We start from the raw sequence: 17551 nt of genomic DNA on the forward strand, positions 1-17551 counted from the left end.
AAGGATCCCAGCGTGAGACTCTCGCGTCACTAGGCTCCCATCAGGCGAACGAGCCGCGTATGCCGATCTTCCATTGTGCGAACAACCCGGGACGTTCGCGAGATAGTCGTTCGAGAACGCGGCCGGTCTTGGCCTTGCGACCCCATAAAGCGTTTGAACTTCCGCACCATCCAAGCCTCGATTGTCTGATTGACGTATCGAAGGATTGACCCAGAGGCGCCCGCCTGAATCGACCGTAATACACAATCTCCCCGCAGGAGGGGATTGAGCTGCCGAGCGATCTCAGCCATTGACACATGGGTCCGTTTTCGGAGGTTCAAATCCCGGATTGCCGCCCGCATAAACTTCAGCGCCGAAGCGCTGAGCCGAGGCAGAAAACTGCAAAACACCGAGGCGTTTTGTGAGTTCTTTGCCCGTCGCGGCCCGAAGCAGTAGCCGAGGAAGTCAAACTTGACGTTCGAAACCGGGCATATGTCACGCGCGAGGAGCACGATCCGGCGCGAGCGCTTCCTTCAAGTTCACTTCTGAACCGGCCCCTGCAATAGCGAAATACCAGTCCGCCCCAGCCCGCTCTCATCATTCCGAATCGTCTTGTCCCCCAGCCAATCTTCGAACAGCGCGCTCCAGGTAATACGAGGGATCATCGTCACACGAATCCGTCTCGCAGCTCTCTTGACTATCGCTATCCTCGACTTTGGAAAGATACTTTGTAGGCCTGACTACTCGGTGCCACTGGTCGTTCTCGTTCTTCGTCCACACTTTGGGATGCTGTTGAGGATCAAGCACCCAGTTATTGCGACCCACGTGAACAAAACCCATTTCCGCTAGACGGGGTTCCATACCTCCTACGCCAGGACGTGATAAGACCACCGGATGATCACCGTCCATTCGCAGTTCATGCTCCAGCAGGATATCGCCCGCGTTCTCGGCGAGCGGATAAGTAACGCGTAGATCTACCACGGACGTGATATCGTTACGCCCGAACTGTTGGCGAAAATGGTCTCCCCCTGATCCTGACCGAGCCTCCGGCTCCTAAAAGCCCTATAGTTTCGTCACCCAACCTGATATCTGAAAAATCGCGCGTGCTTACCCGGATCATCGTAAGTACTGGAATAGCCTCCACCCACCGACAGTTGCAGCCCGCTCGGCTTTCTTCGAACAAAATCCGAGTACTCCTGCGGGTTACTGGCGATGTGCATGATTTCACTGGACAAGAATCTCGTCACTTTGCGCATGAAAGATTCTCAGTCGACGATCTTGATAATGGGCGGATTGGAACGCAGGAAGTATGGCGTCGCGCCCGCCGACAACGACCCACCTCGCTCCAGGCCGGCAACCGCTTCCGCAAAACGGAGCCACCGATTCTGCCATACATCAGATGCACGCGATTGAGCTCGTGCCGCGACAAGCTTTGCCGAGGAGGATACACAACCTAGCTGACCACAACCTGACCAAAGCATCTGTCCGCACTCCGATGCGACTGCCATGCACTCTGCGGAAGACTTATTGGCCGTCAAGCTCTCTAGGATCGGGGCGCTTCGGCTCAGACGGAACAACTTGCTGACGCGCGGTCATGCACCATGCGAATTCCGGAGCAAGTCGCCCACCAATTCCGAGATGATGCACCATTCTGATCAGACGTAGAATGTCGATCACAACAACATTTTTTCCCACGTCCGGATGGAGCACAACCGACATTGCTGGGCGAGTGACCATAACCTGGGTTTTGCTAGTCCAGAAGAGTCGGCGCCCAATGTGAGCCTTGCAGGACGACGCCGCCATGCAAATCACCAAAATTATCGCTCGCCCCACCAGAGCTGCCAGCGACAGATTGCGTTCGGTCATCAGAGCATCAGGTGCGACTAGGAGACTGAGACACAGACCTCAGACGTGTTGTCACTATCCAGGATGCGAATGCAATCCATCCAAAGAATTGATTTCACACTTCATGTGCTGCCGGGTAGGGAAAGCGCCGTGCATCACGCAACATGGTAGGTTTGCTGTCGGCAAAGCTGCGATGAGTACGTGATCATGGACGCCGCGATCGGATTGTAGGCACGGTTTTGCCCGGTGCGGCCAACTTCATGTCACCCCCCGTCTTTGGATTGTGCGGCCGTTGAGCAGTTCATTCCACAGCGTCTCGGTGATTTTATAAAAGTCAAAAAAAGGAAGGCGCGGCAGGACGGCCTCGTTATGGCGTTCTCCAGCTGAGCGTAGCCGCGCTTGGCCATCACTGTCGCTCCGGTGATCGGAACACGAAGGAGGCTCACCTTCCAGGCCGAATGAGGAAGTTCGTTGCTCAAGCACGGAACGTCTGCCGGCGTGTGAGGCTTTGTAAATTGAGGGCCGCGATGCAAATCGCCTATCATCGCTGCTCCCCCATCAAACCTGCGGCCGTGCGGCTGCGCTCGCCATCGGAAGCATCGATCGTGATGAGGAGATTTAGATCCAGACCATGGAACGGCATTGTCACTGATCCGCCATGTGAATGCATCGATCCAAACCATCGATTTCACCAATCAATGTGTTCTCGTCAATCATCTCGACCTCACGATGTCGGCGACAACTGCCGGGATTGTTCCGGCGCTGAGCGGGGTGCTGCCCGCCTATCGATGCATTTGATTGATTGCCGCCTATGTCCCGGTGGCAAGAGCACATTCGACGTCACCAAGATGCATGCGCGCCACGTGAGACAGTGAACAACGCCAGTCGAGCTTACAATGGAATCCCGATCCAGTACGCGATTCGCCAGTACCGCTGCTCTTCGTCTATTCCGGATTCCAACGCTTACGCGGAGGCCGGACTGTTCAATTCCGCTCGGGGGTGGTCATGCTCGAACGTGACGTGGTGGTTGTCTTGGCGTGACTTGACAGGAGGTCGTGGAATGCGAACGCTACTCGTTGATCATGAGACGGACCCAGCGCGCGTTGTACAAGATGCGCTCTCCGATTGCGGTTTTGCCGTTGACGTAGCGTGCACCCTGGACGAGGCGGCCGCCGCTTTTTGTTGCGCCAGCTATGACATTCTCTTGCTCGAGTTGGTTCTACCGGATGGAGACGGCTTGGATTGGCTGAAGCAGTTGAGACGTGACGGACATTCGATGCCTGCCGTGATGATGAGTAACTTCAACGAGCTCGGTAGGCGGATAGCACTATTTAATGGCGGTGCGGACGACTTCCTGCCCAAGCCCGTATCTACTGATGAACTCATCGCACGGATGCGCGCTACTCTGCGCCGATCAACGCAAATGACGGCCCCCATCGTTACCTTTGGCAATCTACGATTCGATTCAATCGGTCGGCAAGCATCGGTCAATGGTCGACCGCTGAAGATTGCCCGCCGCGAGGTGTGCATTCTCGAACATCTGCTCAGCCGCGCCGGCCGCACCGTGGCTCGCGCGTCATTGGAGGATAGCCTCTATGCATTTGACGACGAGGTCTCCACCAATGCGCTTGAGGTCGGAATCTATCGTTTGCGCGGTCATTTGAGTCAGTCCGGTGCGACGCTACGGATCAAAACCGCGCGCGGGATCGGCTACGTCCTTGAATTGAAATGCGCGGCATCGACCGCGTAGTCAATCGAACTTGAAAGAAAAGACCATCTTGAGCATCATTCTTGACAAGCATGCCGGCGTCACTCGAGGATCGATCGCCGCCAACGGCCTTTCGTCCACCTTTCTTCCTTGTCTTTCGCAGCTTTTGTGCGTGGTCGTCCTGCTATTCCCGGCTGCTGCCGTAGCTCAGATCAAGCGGGATGATGTAGGCGGGCCGCAGCGTACGGCTCCTGACGGCATTAGCGGAACGCTGACCCTTTCCTCTTCGTTCGGTAAGACGATTCATCTGCCAGCGCCAGCTGCGAGCATCTTTGTCGCCGATCCTACGGTCGCGGACTATCAGGCACCTTCGAACAAGACCATCTTCGTTTTCGGCAAAAAATCCGGGCGGACCAGCTTGTTCGCACTGAACGAGGGCGGGGAGGCTCTCGCTGAACTGCGTGTTGTCGTCACACAGCCGATCGAGGATCTGCGCGCCACGCTGAAAGCCCAGGTCGGCGACTATCCCATCCAGGTAAGCTACACCCCGCGCGGGGCCATCCTTAGCGGTACGGCGCCCAATGCGGAGATCGTCGACATAGCGATGAAAGTGACCGAGCAGTTTCTTGGGTCTGGTGCGCTCGTCGTCAACAAGATTCAGGTGGCTGGGTCATTGCAGGTGAATCTGAGCGTGCGGGTGGCGGAGGTCTCCCGGAGCGCCATGAAGGAGCTCGGCGTCAACCTCTCCGCTTCCGGTCAAGCTGGCCCTTTCACTCTCGGCTTGGTCAGTGGCAGTGGTGGTGGATACGGCGCGGCGCAGGGCGGCGGTACGGCGAAGATGGGAGTCAACACTGGCCATGTGAACGTCAGCGCTATGCTCGATGCACTGGCTCACGAGCGCCTCGCTTCCGTACTTGCTGAACCGAACCTCACCGCAATGTCAGGCGAATCCGCCAGCTTCCTCGCCGGCGGCGAATTTCCCATTCCGGTGTTGCAGGACAATCGGCAGGTCTCTGTCGAGTTCCGTCACTTCGGCATCAGCCTGGAGTTCGTGCCGACCGTTCTCAGTAACAATCAGATCAATATCCGCGTGAAGCCTGAAGTCAGCGAACTATCGTCACAAGGTGCTGTCAACATCAACGGCATCTCCGTGCCGGCTCTCTCCACCCGGCGTGCGAACACGGTCGTCGAGCTCGCCAGCGGCCAGAGCTTTGCAATTGGTGGGCTTATCCGGCGCAACTTCAGCACAGAGATCACGACTTTCCCCTGGCTCGGCGACGTTCCGATTCTTGGTGCGCTATTTCGCTCATCGTCATTTCAACAGGAGGAGACGGAACTCGTGATCATCGTCACGCCTTACGTCGTGCGGCCAAGATCGAACTCGAAGCAATTGAGTGCGCCCACCGACCGCATCGCTCCGCCCTCAGACCTCGCGCGCAGTCTGACGAACACATTGGCAACGCGCTCGCCTGTTCGCAGTGCTCCCCCGATAAGCGTACCAGGCGCGACAAGGGGCACCGGCCACATCATCGAATGAGGATCGACCAATGAGATTACGATTCGTGCGCCCCCTCATCGGTCTGACGGCCAGTCTAGGTGGCTGCGCTAGCACCGCGCCGACTTACCTCGAGCCGACCGCGCAAGCGATCCTGGTTGAACAGGAGAAGAACGTCTTACTGTTACAGACCCTTGGAGGGCCCGAACGGCAGCGTCTGCGTTATTTCATAGCGAGTACCAGTCGCGGTCGGTATGACGCGCTCCATCTTGATATCGTCGGCTCACGTCGGCTCGGGGCGCAGATAGCAGCTGAGGCCCGCGCAGTGGGCGTCGACGCTCTCAACATCCGCCTGTACGGTCCATTCATCGATAGGCGTGATGGCTCTGCCGCCCGAATCGAGGCGATTACGTACGAGGCGCGCCCTCCCGTTTGTCCGTCGATTGCGATCGTCGGCCCTTCAGTGAACGACAATTCTTTCGATCCGACGCTTGGCTGCTCGATCCGCAACAACTTGGCCGGCATGGTCAACGATCCGCGCGACTTGATTGACAATCAGGCCGTTGTGCCGAGTGATGGCAATCGTGCGGCCATTCCCGTTGCCACATACAAAGCCTTCGCGACCGGCAATAACAGCAACTTGGGTATAGCTAACAACAAGCTGCCATCAGATCCCACGTCTGCCGGCACCCAGACCGTGCAGCCGTCTCGATAGCGAGAACATCAGTCATTCGATGCGACCTCATTCACAACACGAACTAGACTTGGCCGGTGGCAAAGAGTGCTTTTGCGACAGCCTCGAAATGCTGGACAGGAATGGAATTGCCAAGGCTAGTGTTGCGGATTAGCTCACGGACCAGGACGTGATCATCGACGATACTGAGACGAAGGCGCCTCGCTTCATCAAGGAGCCGTGAAGCCGCCTCCCCATCGCCGCGGCAAACCAGGACCGGGACGCCCGTTTCGCCACGGATGTAGCGTACCCCGACCAGCAGCTCGCGCCCAGTCAAGATCAATGTCGCGCGACGCACGCCGAGTGGAGACTCGCTCGCCTGCTCCCGCCGAAGGCGTCGGTGTTCGCGTTTCACCTCCGGACTGCCTTGCTGCTCCTTGTCCTCGCGCTTCATATCGCTCTTAGTCATGCGCATGCCGCGCAAAAACAACCAGCGCTGGACGAGGAGATCGACCAATCCGCCGATCAGAAATGCACCACTTGCAATCCCGATCAACAGTTTCACTTGAATGAACACGAACTCGAAGCAGCCCGTGCCGCAAACCGGCAGATAGACCAGTGTCTTCCACGCGCCGACAACGACGAGGAGAAAGATCGCGCCGAGGCAGAAGACCTTGAACAAGGTCTTGCCAAGCTCGATGAGGGAACGCAAAGAGGCGATGCGCTTCAGTCCGTTGATGGGATCAATGTTCTCGAATTTCGGCGTCATCGGCTCCGAGGAGAACACTAATCCACCATTGGCCAGGACCGTCGTCAGAATTGCGCAGGTGACCATACTCCCAAGAAGCGGGCCAACAATTCTCAGTGCAACTTCGGGCAAGACGCCGAGCGCAAGGTCGACCGCAAGATTGAACGGCTTATCAAGCAGCTTGTCAGTCAGCATGAGCGCTTCACGACATTTGTCGTAGATGGAACTCGCTTCTAACCAGAGATAGCCGAGACCGGCGCAAGCGCTGAGGGCTCTGACTAGATCCGTGCTATGCGGAACCACGCCTTTCTTGCGCAAATCGCTTAGCTTCTTTTCAGTGGGGGCGAGCGTTTTCTCTTCGCTCGTGTCGCTCACTTCAGTTTCCTTTCAAGCCTCTCCAGCTCTCGGCTCGACTGCATGATTTCCGATTGCATGTATTCGATGAGATAGATCGTATAAGTGACCATGACGATCGCAAAGCCTATATTCTTGATCGTCAAAGATAGGTCCCGCGGGTTGAATTGCGGCGCAAAGCGCCCGAGCAGGAGCGCGGATATGTCGGCCAGCAAGAGGAACGCTACCACAGGTCCAGAGACCAGGACGGCGGTACGTATGATGCTGTCGAGCACGCCCCACAACTCCAGTGTCCCTTGCATGCTCAGCGTGGGTCCAAGCTGATAAGCCGGCCAAACCAGATAGCTGCCGTAAAGCCCGCTGATCATGGTTTGCAGCCCCCCCGTGACGACGAAGATCGTGATCGCGGTGGTACCGATAAGCAGTCCCGTCGCCGAAGCCTGACTGCGTGTCGCGGGATCGGCGGGAGTGACTACGCTGCTGATGCCCCGTTGCGCGTCGATGAACTCGCCGACGGCCTGAAGACTCCAGAGGGGAATACTGAGCAGGGCGCCGATCAGCAGGCCGACACACGTCTCCTTAAGACCGAGTAGCGGGATCTTGAGCAGACGGGTGTCCGGATCTAGCTCCTTCAGGCCATCGGCGATGTGCGCCAAGTATGGTAGTTCGAGTGCAACGGCCAGGCAACCGCGGATCAGGCCGCCGATCTGCGGACGCGTAAATACCGGAAGCACCAGCATAATGCCCACGGGGCGGGCCGCACCAAGGCCGGCAGCAACGACGAGTTCGATGGTTGCCTGGATCAGACTTTGCGTGTTGGTGGTTGACAGATCATACATGACGGGCGGCTGCTAGTAGCCCGTCGTGAGCGCGGGAAAATCAGTGAAGATCTGCTTGGCTTGTTCGATGAGCGGGGCGCTCAGCACCGGAGCAAACAAACCTATAATCCCAACAATGACCAAAAGCTTCACAGTCAGTGGCAATGTCTGATCCTGGATCTGCGTTGCCGCCTGGATGATGCCGATGACGGTTTCGGCGACCGCCGCTGCAATGAGCGGCGGCAGAACCCAGGTCATGAAAAGCACCAGTGATCGGCTCATATAAGGGAGAATAGTGGCCTCATCCATGCTCACCCTCCAGGTGTTGTATAGCTCAGCACTAGCCCGTGCATAAGCCGCGACCAGCCGTCAATCGCCACGAATAGGAACAGCTTGAAAGGAACTGAGATCACTGTCGGAGACACCATTGACATGCCCATGGCCATCAGAATGGTCGTTACGATCAGATCGATAGTGATAAACGGAAGGTATAGCAAAAACCCGATTTCGAAGGCACGCTTGAGTTCTGAGATTAGAAAAGATGGGACTAGAATGACAAAATCATCGGCTGTGGCTCTGCCGCGCATCTCTTCCGGCCAGACACGTTCGGTCGAGGACAGGAAGAAGCCTCGCTGTTCTTCATTGGTGAAGTTCTTGAGATAGGCTCGCAGCGGCTCCTGCCCCTCTTTCGCAGCGGCTACCCAATCCTCGAGCGTTTGATAGCGGAGCTGCAGATCGGCGACTCGATTGTAGCTCTGCTCAAAGACGGGGGCGCTCGTGAAAGCGGTGAGCATCAATGCCGCGCCGTATAGAACGATGTTCGGTGGAATCGACTGGGTCCCAAGCGCATTGCGAACGAGGAAGAGAACGACAGATACCTTTACGAACGCCGTGGTCGTGACGACAGCGAAGACCAACAAGCCGAGCGCGGCCGTGACCGCAAGAAGCGGCAGTATTGCTGGTTCAATGTTAGTCATTGCCCGCTAACCCGCCACGCAGTCTAACGCCGAGCTCGTCCCCAATACGTACTATGTCGCCACTCCCGATACGTACGCCGTTTGCAAGGATATCGACCGGGCCATCGACCGGCCGGCCAAGTTCGAATACATATCCTTTGCTGATGCTTCTCAAGGCTCCGAGCGTGATGGGCCAGCGGCCGCATTCAAAGACAAGCGAAATCTCAATATCGTCGAGATCGGCTTCCGAAGGCGGCTGCTGTGAACCGGGTAGTGTCGTCATATGCGCATACTCCAGAGGGCGCGGCCGCAAGCGAAACGGTCCGTGCAGGATCAGGTGGTTGCCAGTGACATCTGCCGCGGTCCATAACCGGCCCGCAGTGAGGATGATCTGACCGCGGGCGAATGGCATTACATCCGGCAACAAAGCGTCGCCCTTACGCGTTTTGCGAAGAAGCGAGGCTGACGCCCGGAGGGAGCCGACCTCTCCTGCAACTGTAACGGGTAACTGTGCGGGGACCTCACACAACTGTCGCGGCAATTGGCCGAGCAGCTCGCCTAAGGCGCGGAACGCCGGCGGTATCGGTCCATCAAGAGGCGAGAAAAGAAATAGGCGACCTTTGCCCCTGACCGGACCGTAGATGATGTCGAATTCGACATAAGGCCCGTTCTTCTCGGCCTTTCCAACACGAAGGAGTCGCAGTTGCTGCTCTGTCTCAGTCTCCAGGCGCGCGAGCAACGGTTCAAGTGCAAGTTCGAGAACCAGCGAACGACTTGGCTCGGAAAGTAAAGCTAGGCCACTCTGTACTGTCGAGATCAAGGCCTCGGCAAGCGCATGCGGTATCGACAACACGAGCGTATCATCGCCGAGGCCCCAAACGCAATCGAGCATCGACAGAGCCGGAGGTTCCTCCTGCCACACAAGTTGTTCCAGTCGCACCGATAGCGGCTTGTCGCAAAGGTTACTCCGCAAAGAGGCGGAGGGCCGCATGTTTCTGTTGAGCCACGAGACGAGACTCTGCGTTAGACGCTGGGTTGGCTCGTACTTCGCGTATGCGTCCGCGCGAGTTGCAGGAGGCGGCTGTACAGGGCAGCGCATTTGCTTCCCAACTGGACTAGCTGTCATCAAATTGAACCGCCCGCGACCGGCGTGGGCAAACCCCTCCCATGGCGAAGCAAGACTTCATCATCGGCCTCTAGCTCGGCTGTTACTTCCGAATGGGTATCGGCCGTACGCCGGACGTCGGTCTCGATTTGTCGCCATTTATGAGTCGCTGCGGAACGCTTCGCCCAGTGCGCACGCCTCTCGGATGCGGCTGTCTCGGCCTGCTTTTGAGCGATACGCGCCTCCTCAAGTGTGCGGCGTTTCGAGGTGATCTCGATCGCGAGCCTCTCAAGGGTGAGCTGGCAATGATCGAGTTCGACGACGGACAAGGTACCGGCCGACATCAACTGTTGGTAAACCTCCGCCTGGGCCTCTGTATGATGCTTTTCAGCAATTGCAAGTTCCTGCCATGCGTGCTCCGCGGCCGAGGTCGCGATATGACGCTTGGCTTCCATATTGGACAACTCACTACGAGCACTACGCTCGCGCATATCCTTTACTTGCCGCAAGCTCGAAACGTGTATGCAACTCATGCGGTCAGACGGCACATCCATGTGACGGTTTCCTCAAAAGTGGACGCATCGTTTTCACCTTGGCGTAAAAACTCGCGCAGATCATCGATCGAAGCGACAGCTCGGTCCGTCAGCGGATCGCTGCCTTGCTTGTATTCACCAACCTTGATCAAAAATTCGGCCTCTGCATGACGGGAGATAAGATCACGGAAGAGGGATGCTGCCTTGCGATGCGGTGCAGATACGACGGCATCCATGACGCGGCTGCGGCTCGACAGTACATCGATGGCGGGGAAATGCGCCCGCGCCGCGAGAGAGCGTGAAAGAACGATATGACCATCGAGAATGCCACGCGTTTCCTCAGCGATTGGATCGCCCGTGCCGTCACCTTCCACAAGCACGGTATAGAAGGCCGTGATTGAGCCACGCTCACTCATACCAGCGCGCTCCAGCAAACCTGGCAACATTGCAAAGACAGAGGGAGGAAAGCCCCGGCGGGTCGGTGGCTCACCGGCAGCAAGCCCGATCTCGCGCATAGCGCGGCTAAATCGCGTCAATGAATCCATCATCAGAACGACGCGCAGGCCTTGTTCGCGAAAATATTCGGCGAGCGCGGTTGCCGTATAAGCACATTGCGCCCGCTCCGTCGCTGAGCGATCGGAGGTCTCAACGACGACGACCGTGCGGCGGAGGGCAGTCTCCCCAAGATGCCGCTCGATGAATTCACGCACTTCGCGTCCACGCTCGCCTATCAGCGCAACCACGGTCACGTCAGCGACCGCGCCTTTTACGATCTGCGACAGTAACGTCGACTTGCCGCCACCAGGCTCTCCATAAATGCCGATGCGCTGGCCCTCGCCGCATGTCAGAAGACCATCCAAGGCGCGAACACCGAGTGGCAGAGGGCGAGCGATGATGCACCTCGTCATTGGATTTGGCGCTTTGCCGCGCAGCGGGCGCGTCTCCATGGCTTTGACTGGGCCCTTGCCATCGAGTGGACGGCCGAAGCTGTCGATCACCCGGCCAAGCAAATTGGGGCCGACCGGCACTTCGTGCATTCGGCCAGTGGCAACGACTTCTGCACGGCCGGACATGCCTTGCAGGTCACCGATCGGCGTTAGCAACACGCCGTCCTGCAACAGACCGATCACCTCGGCCTCAAGCGACCATCCGGTGCGCGGATCCTTGAGCACACAAACTTCTCCAATACGAGCATCCGGCAAAACTGCATGGATTAACGTGCCGAGCGCCCGCGTGATCCGCCCGCGTACGGCACGCGTGTCCACATGGCTTGCCGTAGTTCGCAGACGCGCCAGCGCCGCGTGCAGAGTCCCGTCTCCATCAGGACAGCTATGGTCTGGTCTCGGCGCCGTCACTATTCGTCTGCCTCATGATCTAAACCAAAGCCCAAACGCAGTGCGCGGAGCTGCGCGTCAAGTCCGAGATGGATATTGCCAAATTCGCTCCACAGCACGCATTCGTTCGCTGACAGCGCCGGGTCCGGAATAATTCGGACCGCCGGCCGGTCCTCCCGTCCGTCACAGGCAGCAAATTCGCGCGTAAGCGCATCAGCATCCATGGGGGACGCATGAAGGGACAGTTTTGCCCCGCCATATCTGTGCGAAATCGTGTGACGAACCGTCCTCACCAACATCTCGCCGGGATCGAAATCGCCCAGTAGATTAGTTACGATGTCCATCACGAGCGCTGACAGTTCCTGCTCCAAAACGGCCTTTCGTCGTGCCACTTCCGAGGCAGCCTGCGCCACCAGCTGTGCCATTTCCTCGGCGCCGGCCCTCACCCCCTCGGCATGGCCGCGCGCACGCTCCTTCTGATAAGCTCTGCGTGTCCAGCCGCGAACGCGCTTCAGATTTCGCTCGGCCACGGCACGCGCCTCGAGGGCGCTCTGCCAAATCTCGAGATCCCTCGCCGCTATGAGTGGCCCAAGCGGGCGGATGTGCGGAGCGACGGGCGGCGCAGTTTCGTCGGCTGTCATCCCGCTGGGGCCTCCCTCGCCAAATGGGCCAACACCGGCGAAAACAATTGGCCCGCGGCATCGCGGTGTTCAGTCCCCGGATTGTCGGCGGCCGTTCCGACAGCTAGGCGTAGAAGCACGCGGCGGCAATCAAGCGTTGACGCTTCATCGAGCCAAGCGCCGAGGCAGGCATGTCCATCGTCTTCAATCCCTAGCGCGAGTTCTTGAGGATCAGCAATTAATCTGGTCGAAACCGCATGCGCTGCATGTCGGATCCCGAAAGCCTGCACCTCGGTACCGACGTGCTCGACCAGAACGGCGACATCGTGCTTTGAAATCAGCCTTGTCAGCGAACGGGCATGCCAAATGCCGCCGGCGAGCAGGGCAGCCCTGCTCGGATCATGCCCGTGGAGAAGGTCTGGCCCGAAGTCACTTCCGTTCAAGCCCATTTCACCTTCAAGCAGCAACGCTTGCAGTCTTATCTGCAGCCTAGGACTCTTCTGCAGTCGCGCCAACGTCGCGGCCGAGAGGTTCGCGTCAAGTCGCGCGGCAAGGCGGGTCGGATGAATCGTGGCAGCAAGCTTACGAATACCTACAGAGGCTAATTTCAGCGGATCATGCCGCTCGGCAGACGGATTCGGTCTCGTCATGTCGGATACCACACTACGCCGCATTAGGCTTAGTCGCTTTGCGAATCATCTCGATAGCAGAGACACCCGAGCGCCCACCAACAGCGCTAACTTTCTGAGATGATTGCCTGCGCTGACGCCCACGAGCGCTCAGCAAGACGCAGGATAGGACGCCGAATACAGACCCGCCGAGCCCCATGCCAACCGCAACCAATGGCGTTGAAATGACTCCAGATGCTTGGGCGAAACCAGCCGCAGCCGCCGGTCGCGGCTCTAGTGCGGGCCGCTCGACTGAGACGAAAACAACAGCCACCTTGTCATAGGATAAGCCCTCGATGCTGTTGGCGACGAGCATTTTAATCTGCGGCAGCAAAATTGAGAGATTTGCCCTCGAGTCATGCCGGATGAAAACCGACGCCGAAGATGGCGTGGTGTCACGTCGCAACAGGTCGTTCTTTGGCAGAACAACGTGGACGCGCGCCGAGAGGACACCATCGATATCACTGATCGTGCGAGATAATTCCTCGCTCAGCGCATAGACGTAACGGGCGCGCTCCTCGATTGGCGAAGCAATCAGACCCGCCGCGCTGAACACTTCGCCGAGACTCTTGAAAGCGTGGCGCGGCAACCCTTCGCCATTCAGCAGGTCGATTGCGGAAGCAATCTGAGTCTGCTCGACCTGGATCGTGATAGTCCCGTCCTTAGCGGCAACGCGGAGCGCATCGACCCCGTTTTTGAGGAGGACCGCAAGCATCTCATTGGCCTCACGCTCCTGAACTTTCGTGTAGAGATCGGCTTTGCAACCAACCAGGGCAAGCAGGAGTGGCAGCAGAGCCAGAAGTTGAACCCGCTTGCGGAATGGGCGCGCCTGACCGCTTTCGCGATAGATTAAACCAATCATTCGCCCCACTCAGCCCGCCGATATCAGCTTGTTCAGAGATGAACCGAGGCTACCGATGCCATTTGAAATGAGTGTTACCTGGATGGCGCTGTCAGAAACATCCTTCAAATTCGCCAACATCGCCTCGAAGTCACCCGCGCCACTGGGGGTGCCCGGCACACCTGCTTCCGCTTTGCCCGGTTGCAGCAAAAGGGGCTCCGATGCCGGCCCGGCCTCCGCACCTTTTGGAACTGCATTGACCGGATACATCGCAGAAAGATTTTGGAGGATGCGATCGCCCAGCGGGCTCGCCTGTGTTGTTGCACGCGATACCTCGGATGTCGGCGGAACGGCCGCCGCTTCCGTTACTGAAGGCGCAAGGTCTTGAACCGAAGCCGCTTGCAAGAGACTCTGCTGAAACTGGACCTGCGCGTCGACAACTGTTGCCGAAAAGGCCTTGGACAGGCCTTCTAGATTGTGAGAAATCGGCGCAGCGCCTAACATCATCATGGAAAGACTCGCTCTCATCGAGATGTGATACGACCAGCCGTTCAAGCCGATTAGCGGCTTAATGTCCTAGACAGGCCAGCTGACGACAAGCTGACGAGTTCGCCCGCACATCGCCATCTAAAGATCACGTTTCGCGTTCACGTACCAAACGTACTCCTGTTAGTTTAAGTCAAAGAGAACCATGAATGCTCATCCGATCCATAATCCCGCACGTTTTGAACGGAGTTCTGTGTGTCGCCGTTTTCGTTTCCGGCGGAATACAGATCGCGCGCGGCGCTCCCCTGTCGCTGCCCTCGACCCCTTACCGGTATACGGTTCTGGATCAGGAGCTTTCTGCCGCGCTGCAGGAATTCGGCAACAACCTCAATATTAAAGTCACCATCAGCGCCGAGGTGAAGGGTCGGATTCGCGGGCACATGCCGGACCTACCACCGCGCGAGTTCCTTGACCATCTGACTCAGCTCTACAATCTTCAATGGTATTACGATGGGCTCGTGCTTTACGTCTCTACCGCAAAGGAAGCGCAAACTCGTCTGCTTCTCCTAACTTCAATCAGCTGCGACGCGCTCAAGGCAACCCTCGATGCGCTCGCCATTTCCGACGAACGCTACATCATGAGATCGGCTCCGGGAAATGGCCTAGTCCTTGCGTCCGGTCCACCACGCTTCATCGCACTCGTGGATCAGACGCTCAATGGTCTTGTGGCGGAGGCGCAGGCGCGACCTCGCTCCGTCGAGATGCCGTCCCGGGAATCTGTGCTGATGTTATATCGCGGCGCCTCCGCGACGGTCGTTCGGGATGGGCGAACTGAAGGCCCGTACTCTTCAGACATGCCGCGCCAGGAGGGTGCCTTGCCTGCGCGAGGGCCGGCCCCAAGATGATACTGAGACGAGCTTGTTTCCGAACTCCTGTTAGCCGCGCTCCTCAATGAGTCCGTTGCGCGGGTTGTGCAGGGAGCCTGGACCGATCGTCCGATCAGACGCCGTACAAGCATGCGAGACGTGCGTCTCGTAAATCGACTCCAGACCCACAAGAATTGCCGTTGCACCACCTTGTGTTCCAGTATGGGGATGGCCGGTCGCCGTCCGTATTGAAGAAAGCGGGATTCTTGTTTCTCGTATTCACGTTCGCGCGGAAAAGGTGGATGCTTTTTCGCAATGGTCTGACCGGTTTGGCATTCCCTTCATTATGTTATCACGAGACAAGGCGAGCGCATCGAGACAGCGCTTTGATGCACTGCATGAACTCGCACACGTTTTACTTCATCGGAAGGTGACACAAGAGCATCTAAACAACCGCACGACTTATAAGATCTTGGAGAAGCATGCTGACCAGTTTGCAAGTTTTATGCTGCTTCCTGAGCGTGACTTCCTAGACGAGCTATACGCCCCAACATTGGATGGCATGCTCAGTCTTAAGGAGAGATGGGGCGTTTCGGTCAGTGCAATGATAATGCGCTGCAAGTCGCTCGACATCTTGGATGATTTGTCGGCCAAGCGCTTATGGATGGCGCCGATGGCGCAAAGGTGAACCATTTGACGGTAAAATGGAAACAGAATCGCCTCACCTCATTCGGCGCTGCTTCGAAATGTTGTGTGAAGCTAATATCCAATCCATTACCGACATCAAAAACGCTCTGCCATTCCCTCTGGAGGACTTAGAGGAATTGGCAGACCTTGAACCGCCGGCATCTGCCTCGGACATCAGTGTATTGGGAGCGTTTTCGGCGGACGCGTCGTGCGCGCAGGTCTGCATGGACGGGCCTCGCATATTAGCCATGACGGCCGGGGGCTTTTCACAGGACTCCCGTCCCCACTTTGCGTCGGCCGCTACCATTCTCTTGTCGTCGAGTTCGACGAGGTCTTCTCGCGGGATCTCATGGTGACAGCGCGTTCGGAAGAGGGCGAGGTCATGGCTCTCGCACATCGTTATCAACCAACTTACGGCCTGCCGTTTCACCCCGAATCCACACTTACGCAACGATGGCACGTGCTGCTCACAGACTTCTTACGGCTCGCAGAGACTTCCTGCCGATAAAACTCTCAGATCATTGCGCAGATGCGCATTTAAACTTGCGGAGGCGGACGCGAGCACGAAAAGGGCCTCCGCGAGAAGCGCGCGATCGAAGTCGTCGAGGGTGGTGCTCGAAGGTACAGCTGGTTATGATCGGCGGAAACAGTTGCTGTGCAACGCTCCGGCAGCAGCCGTCACCTGTAGCGGGCAAGATCAACGCATGAACAGCACCTCTTCTTCACCAGTCAATGCGATCGCAGCCGAGCTTGCCGGCCTCGATCCCGCATACGCGCCGACGCCACTCCTGAACCTTCCGGCGCTGGCGGAGCGGCTCGGAGTGGCGCAGGTGCTAGCGAAAGACGAGGGCCGCCGCATGCTCGGCAGCTTCAAGTCGCTTGGTGGCACCTATGCCGGGTTGCGCGCGCTCGCCCGGGCCTCGCGCATGCAGGTGGCCGACCTTCTCGCGGCCCGACCTAAGGGGCAGCCGACCCTGGTCTGCGCCAGTGACGGTAATCACGGGCTCGCGGTAGCTGCCGCCGCGCGCTTTGCCGGGGCGCCCGCCCGCGTGTTCCTGCACGAGGGCGTGCCGAACGCGCGCGCGCCGCATCGAGAACAAGGGTGCCGAGATCGTGTGGGTGCCGGGCACCTACGACAATGCAGTTGATGCGGCCGCAGCCGCGGCCTGCCAAGGCGCCGGCATTCTTGTCGCCGACACGACCGACGATCCGAACGACCCCATCGTTTGCGACGTCATGGCGGGATACGGCGTCACGGCGGCGGAAATCCGCGATCAAGTAGACTTCGCCGGCCATGGGCGTCCGACACACGTCTTTATACAAGCTGGTGTCGGCGGACTCGCCGCTGCCATCGCCGAGGGCCTCTCGGGCTGGCTGGCACCTCCGGGATGCATCGTGACGGTCGAGCCGGAAACCGCCGCGTGTCTTGCGCCCGCGCTCGCGGCCGGTCGCCCGATTCGGGTGATAGGCGATCTTCGAACATCCGCGGAGATGCTCTCCTGCGGCCAGGCGAGTGCGCCCGCCGTTGCGGTGCTCAGGCGTCACGGCGCTCGGGCCATTACCGTGCTCGAGGCGGAATTGGTGGATGCTGTTCGCGTACTCTCCGCCCATGATGGCCTCGCCACCACGCCGTCCGGTGCAGCGGGCCTGGCGGGTGCCATGGCTGCTCTCGCAGACCCGAGCCATACAAGCGATCTCGGACTCGACCGGTCGAGCCGCATTCTCGTCCTCCTCACCGAACGCGACTGGGAGGACCGAACGTGAGCAGCGCGATCTTCGCTCTTAGTTCGACTTGCATCCTCTCAGTGACGCCATGTCTGGCAGGCTCGAGGCTT

19 protein-coding genes and 2 pseudogenes are annotated in these 17551 nt (G+C 58.3%); 8 read left to right on the forward strand and 13 right to left on the reverse strand.

The genetic code is table 11. From position 1 onward, the window contains the following. Nucleotides 1-29 precede the first annotated feature (29 nt). Together IVB22_RS42075 and IVB22_RS27595 are read right to left on the reverse strand one after the other, a co-directional pair. Entirely contained in the window at nucleotides 30-341 is a 312-nt protein-coding gene (locus IVB22_RS42075; RefSeq protein ID WP_374207713.1) for a group II intron maturase-specific domain-containing protein, read from the reverse strand. Between the two features lie 1162 nt (nucleotides 342-1503). Then, nucleotides 1504-1845, reverse strand: a complete 342-nt coding sequence (locus IVB22_RS27595; protein ID WP_247520357.1) for a hypothetical protein — start codon at nucleotides 1843-1845, stop codon at nucleotides 1504-1506. A gap of 621 nt (nucleotides 1846-2466) precedes the next feature. Between IVB22_RS27595 and IVB22_RS27600 the strand changes: the two genes are divergently transcribed. The 4 genes from IVB22_RS27600 to IVB22_RS27615 all read left to right on the forward strand — a co-directional run bounded on the left by IVB22_RS27600 (nucleotide 2467) and on the right by IVB22_RS27615 (nucleotide 5742). Further along, nucleotides 2467-2622 carry a hypothetical protein gene (locus tag IVB22_RS27600; RefSeq protein ID WP_247520358.1) on the forward strand — a complete coding sequence of 52 codons (156 nt, stop codon included), beginning with the start codon at nucleotides 2467-2469 and terminating at the stop codon, nucleotides 2620-2622. A 262-nt stretch (nucleotides 2623-2884) separates the two neighbouring features. Next, nucleotides 2885-3574, forward strand: a complete 690-nt coding sequence (locus IVB22_RS27605; RefSeq protein ID WP_247512575.1) for a response regulator transcription factor — start codon at nucleotides 2885-2887, stop codon at nucleotides 3572-3574. Nucleotides 3575-3584: 10 nt separating this feature from the next. Further along, entirely contained in the window at nucleotides 3585-5069 is a 1485-nt protein-coding gene (locus IVB22_RS27610; protein ID WP_249805381.1) for a type II and III secretion system protein family protein, read from the forward strand. Between the two features lie 10 nt (nucleotides 5070-5079). Further along, complete coding sequence (locus IVB22_RS27615; protein WP_247520359.1) at nucleotides 5080-5742, forward strand: CpaD family pilus assembly lipoprotein; 663 nt, start codon at nucleotides 5080-5082, stop codon at nucleotides 5740-5742. A 43-nt stretch (nucleotides 5743-5785) separates the two neighbouring features. Here the strand turns inward: IVB22_RS27615 and IVB22_RS27620 are convergent, their stop codons facing one another. Genes IVB22_RS27620 through IVB22_RS27670 form a run of 11 tightly spaced genes read right to left on the reverse strand, consistent with a single transcriptional unit; the run spans nucleotide 5786 to nucleotide 14187 of the window. Continuing rightward, nucleotides 5786-6823, reverse strand: coding sequence for an EscU/YscU/HrcU family type III secretion system export apparatus switch protein (locus tag IVB22_RS27620; protein ID WP_247520360.1), 1038 nt, complete (start codon nucleotides 6821-6823; stop codon nucleotides 5786-5788). Beyond that, a complete protein-coding gene (gene sctT / locus IVB22_RS27625) occupies nucleotides 6820-7641 on the reverse strand; it encodes a type III secretion system export apparatus subunit SctT (RefSeq protein ID WP_247520361.1) in 822 nt (273 codons plus the stop codon). The genes IVB22_RS27620 and sctT overlap by 4 nt, the downstream gene beginning before the upstream one ends. A gap of 12 nt (nucleotides 7642-7653) precedes the next feature. After that, on the reverse strand, nucleotides 7654-7929 hold the full coding sequence (locus IVB22_RS27630; RefSeq protein ID WP_247275802.1) for an EscS/YscS/HrcS family type III secretion system export apparatus protein: 276 nt from the start codon (nucleotides 7927-7929) through the stop codon (nucleotides 7654-7656). Nucleotides 7930-7931: 2 nt separating this feature from the next. After that, nucleotides 7932-8597 (reverse strand): type III secretion system export apparatus subunit SctR, encoded by a 666-nt coding sequence (gene sctR, locus IVB22_RS27635; protein ID WP_247302560.1) that lies wholly within the window; start codon nucleotides 8595-8597, stop codon nucleotides 7932-7934. Further along, a complete protein-coding gene (sctQ, locus tag IVB22_RS27640) occupies nucleotides 8590-9675 on the reverse strand; it encodes a type III secretion system cytoplasmic ring protein SctQ (RefSeq protein WP_374207690.1) in 1086 nt (361 codons plus the stop codon). The genes sctR and sctQ overlap by 8 nt, the downstream gene beginning before the upstream one ends. Before the next feature lie 26 nt (nucleotides 9676-9701). Continuing rightward, nucleotides 9702-10235: a hypothetical protein gene (locus tag IVB22_RS27645; protein ID WP_247520363.1), complete on the reverse strand. Its 534-nt coding sequence runs from the start codon at nucleotides 10233-10235 to the stop codon at nucleotides 9702-9704. After that, a complete protein-coding gene (sctN, locus tag IVB22_RS27650) occupies nucleotides 10211-11569 on the reverse strand; it encodes a type III secretion system ATPase SctN (protein ID WP_374207691.1) in 1359 nt (452 codons plus the stop codon). Before sctN ends, IVB22_RS27645 begins: the two co-directional genes overlap by 25 nt. Further along, nucleotides 11569-12189, reverse strand: coding sequence for a type III secretion system stator protein SctL (sctL, locus tag IVB22_RS27655; protein ID WP_247520364.1), 621 nt, complete (start codon nucleotides 12187-12189; stop codon nucleotides 11569-11571). The genes sctN and sctL overlap by 1 nt, the downstream gene beginning before the upstream one ends. After that, nucleotides 12186-12818 (reverse strand): nodulation protein NolU, encoded by a 633-nt coding sequence (locus IVB22_RS27660; RefSeq protein WP_247520365.1) that lies wholly within the window; start codon nucleotides 12816-12818, stop codon nucleotides 12186-12188. Before IVB22_RS27660 ends, sctL begins: the two co-directional genes overlap by 4 nt. A gap of 13 nt (nucleotides 12819-12831) precedes the next feature. Next, a complete protein-coding gene (gene sctJ, locus IVB22_RS27665) occupies nucleotides 12832-13698 on the reverse strand; it encodes a type III secretion system inner membrane ring lipoprotein SctJ (RefSeq protein WP_247520366.1) in 867 nt (288 codons plus the stop codon). Between the two features lie 9 nt (nucleotides 13699-13707). Next, nucleotides 13708-14187, reverse strand: a complete 480-nt coding sequence (locus IVB22_RS27670) for a nodulation protein NolB (protein WP_247512585.1) — start codon at nucleotides 14185-14187, stop codon at nucleotides 13708-13710. Between the two features lie 185 nt (nucleotides 14188-14372). Between IVB22_RS27670 and IVB22_RS27675 the strand changes: the two genes are divergently transcribed. The 4 genes and pseudogenes from IVB22_RS27675 to IVB22_RS27690 all read left to right on the forward strand — a co-directional run bounded on the left by IVB22_RS27675 (nucleotide 14373) and on the right by IVB22_RS27690 (nucleotide 17480). Continuing rightward, nucleotides 14373-15068: a nodulation protein NolW gene (locus tag IVB22_RS27675; RefSeq protein ID WP_247512586.1), complete on the forward strand. Its 696-nt coding sequence runs from the start codon at nucleotides 14373-14375 to the stop codon at nucleotides 15066-15068. A gap of 223 nt (nucleotides 15069-15291) precedes the next feature. After that, nucleotides 15292-15717: an ImmA/IrrE family metallo-endopeptidase gene (locus tag IVB22_RS27680; RefSeq protein ID WP_308200474.1), complete on the forward strand. Its 426-nt coding sequence runs from the start codon at nucleotides 15292-15294 to the stop codon at nucleotides 15715-15717. Between the two features lie 156 nt (nucleotides 15718-15873). Then, nucleotides 15874-16224 (forward strand): annotated as a pseudogene (locus IVB22_RS27685) (aminodeoxychorismate/anthranilate synthase component II); the annotation flags it as partial. Between the two features lie 196 nt (nucleotides 16225-16420). Next, nucleotides 16421-17480: pseudogene (locus IVB22_RS27690) on the forward strand (pyridoxal-phosphate dependent enzyme). Nucleotides 17481-17551: the final 71 nt, after the last annotated feature.

Source organism: Bradyrhizobium sp. 190 (genome assembly GCF_023073415.1).
Lineage (GTDB): Bacteria > Pseudomonadota > Alphaproteobacteria > Rhizobiales > Xanthobacteraceae > Bradyrhizobium.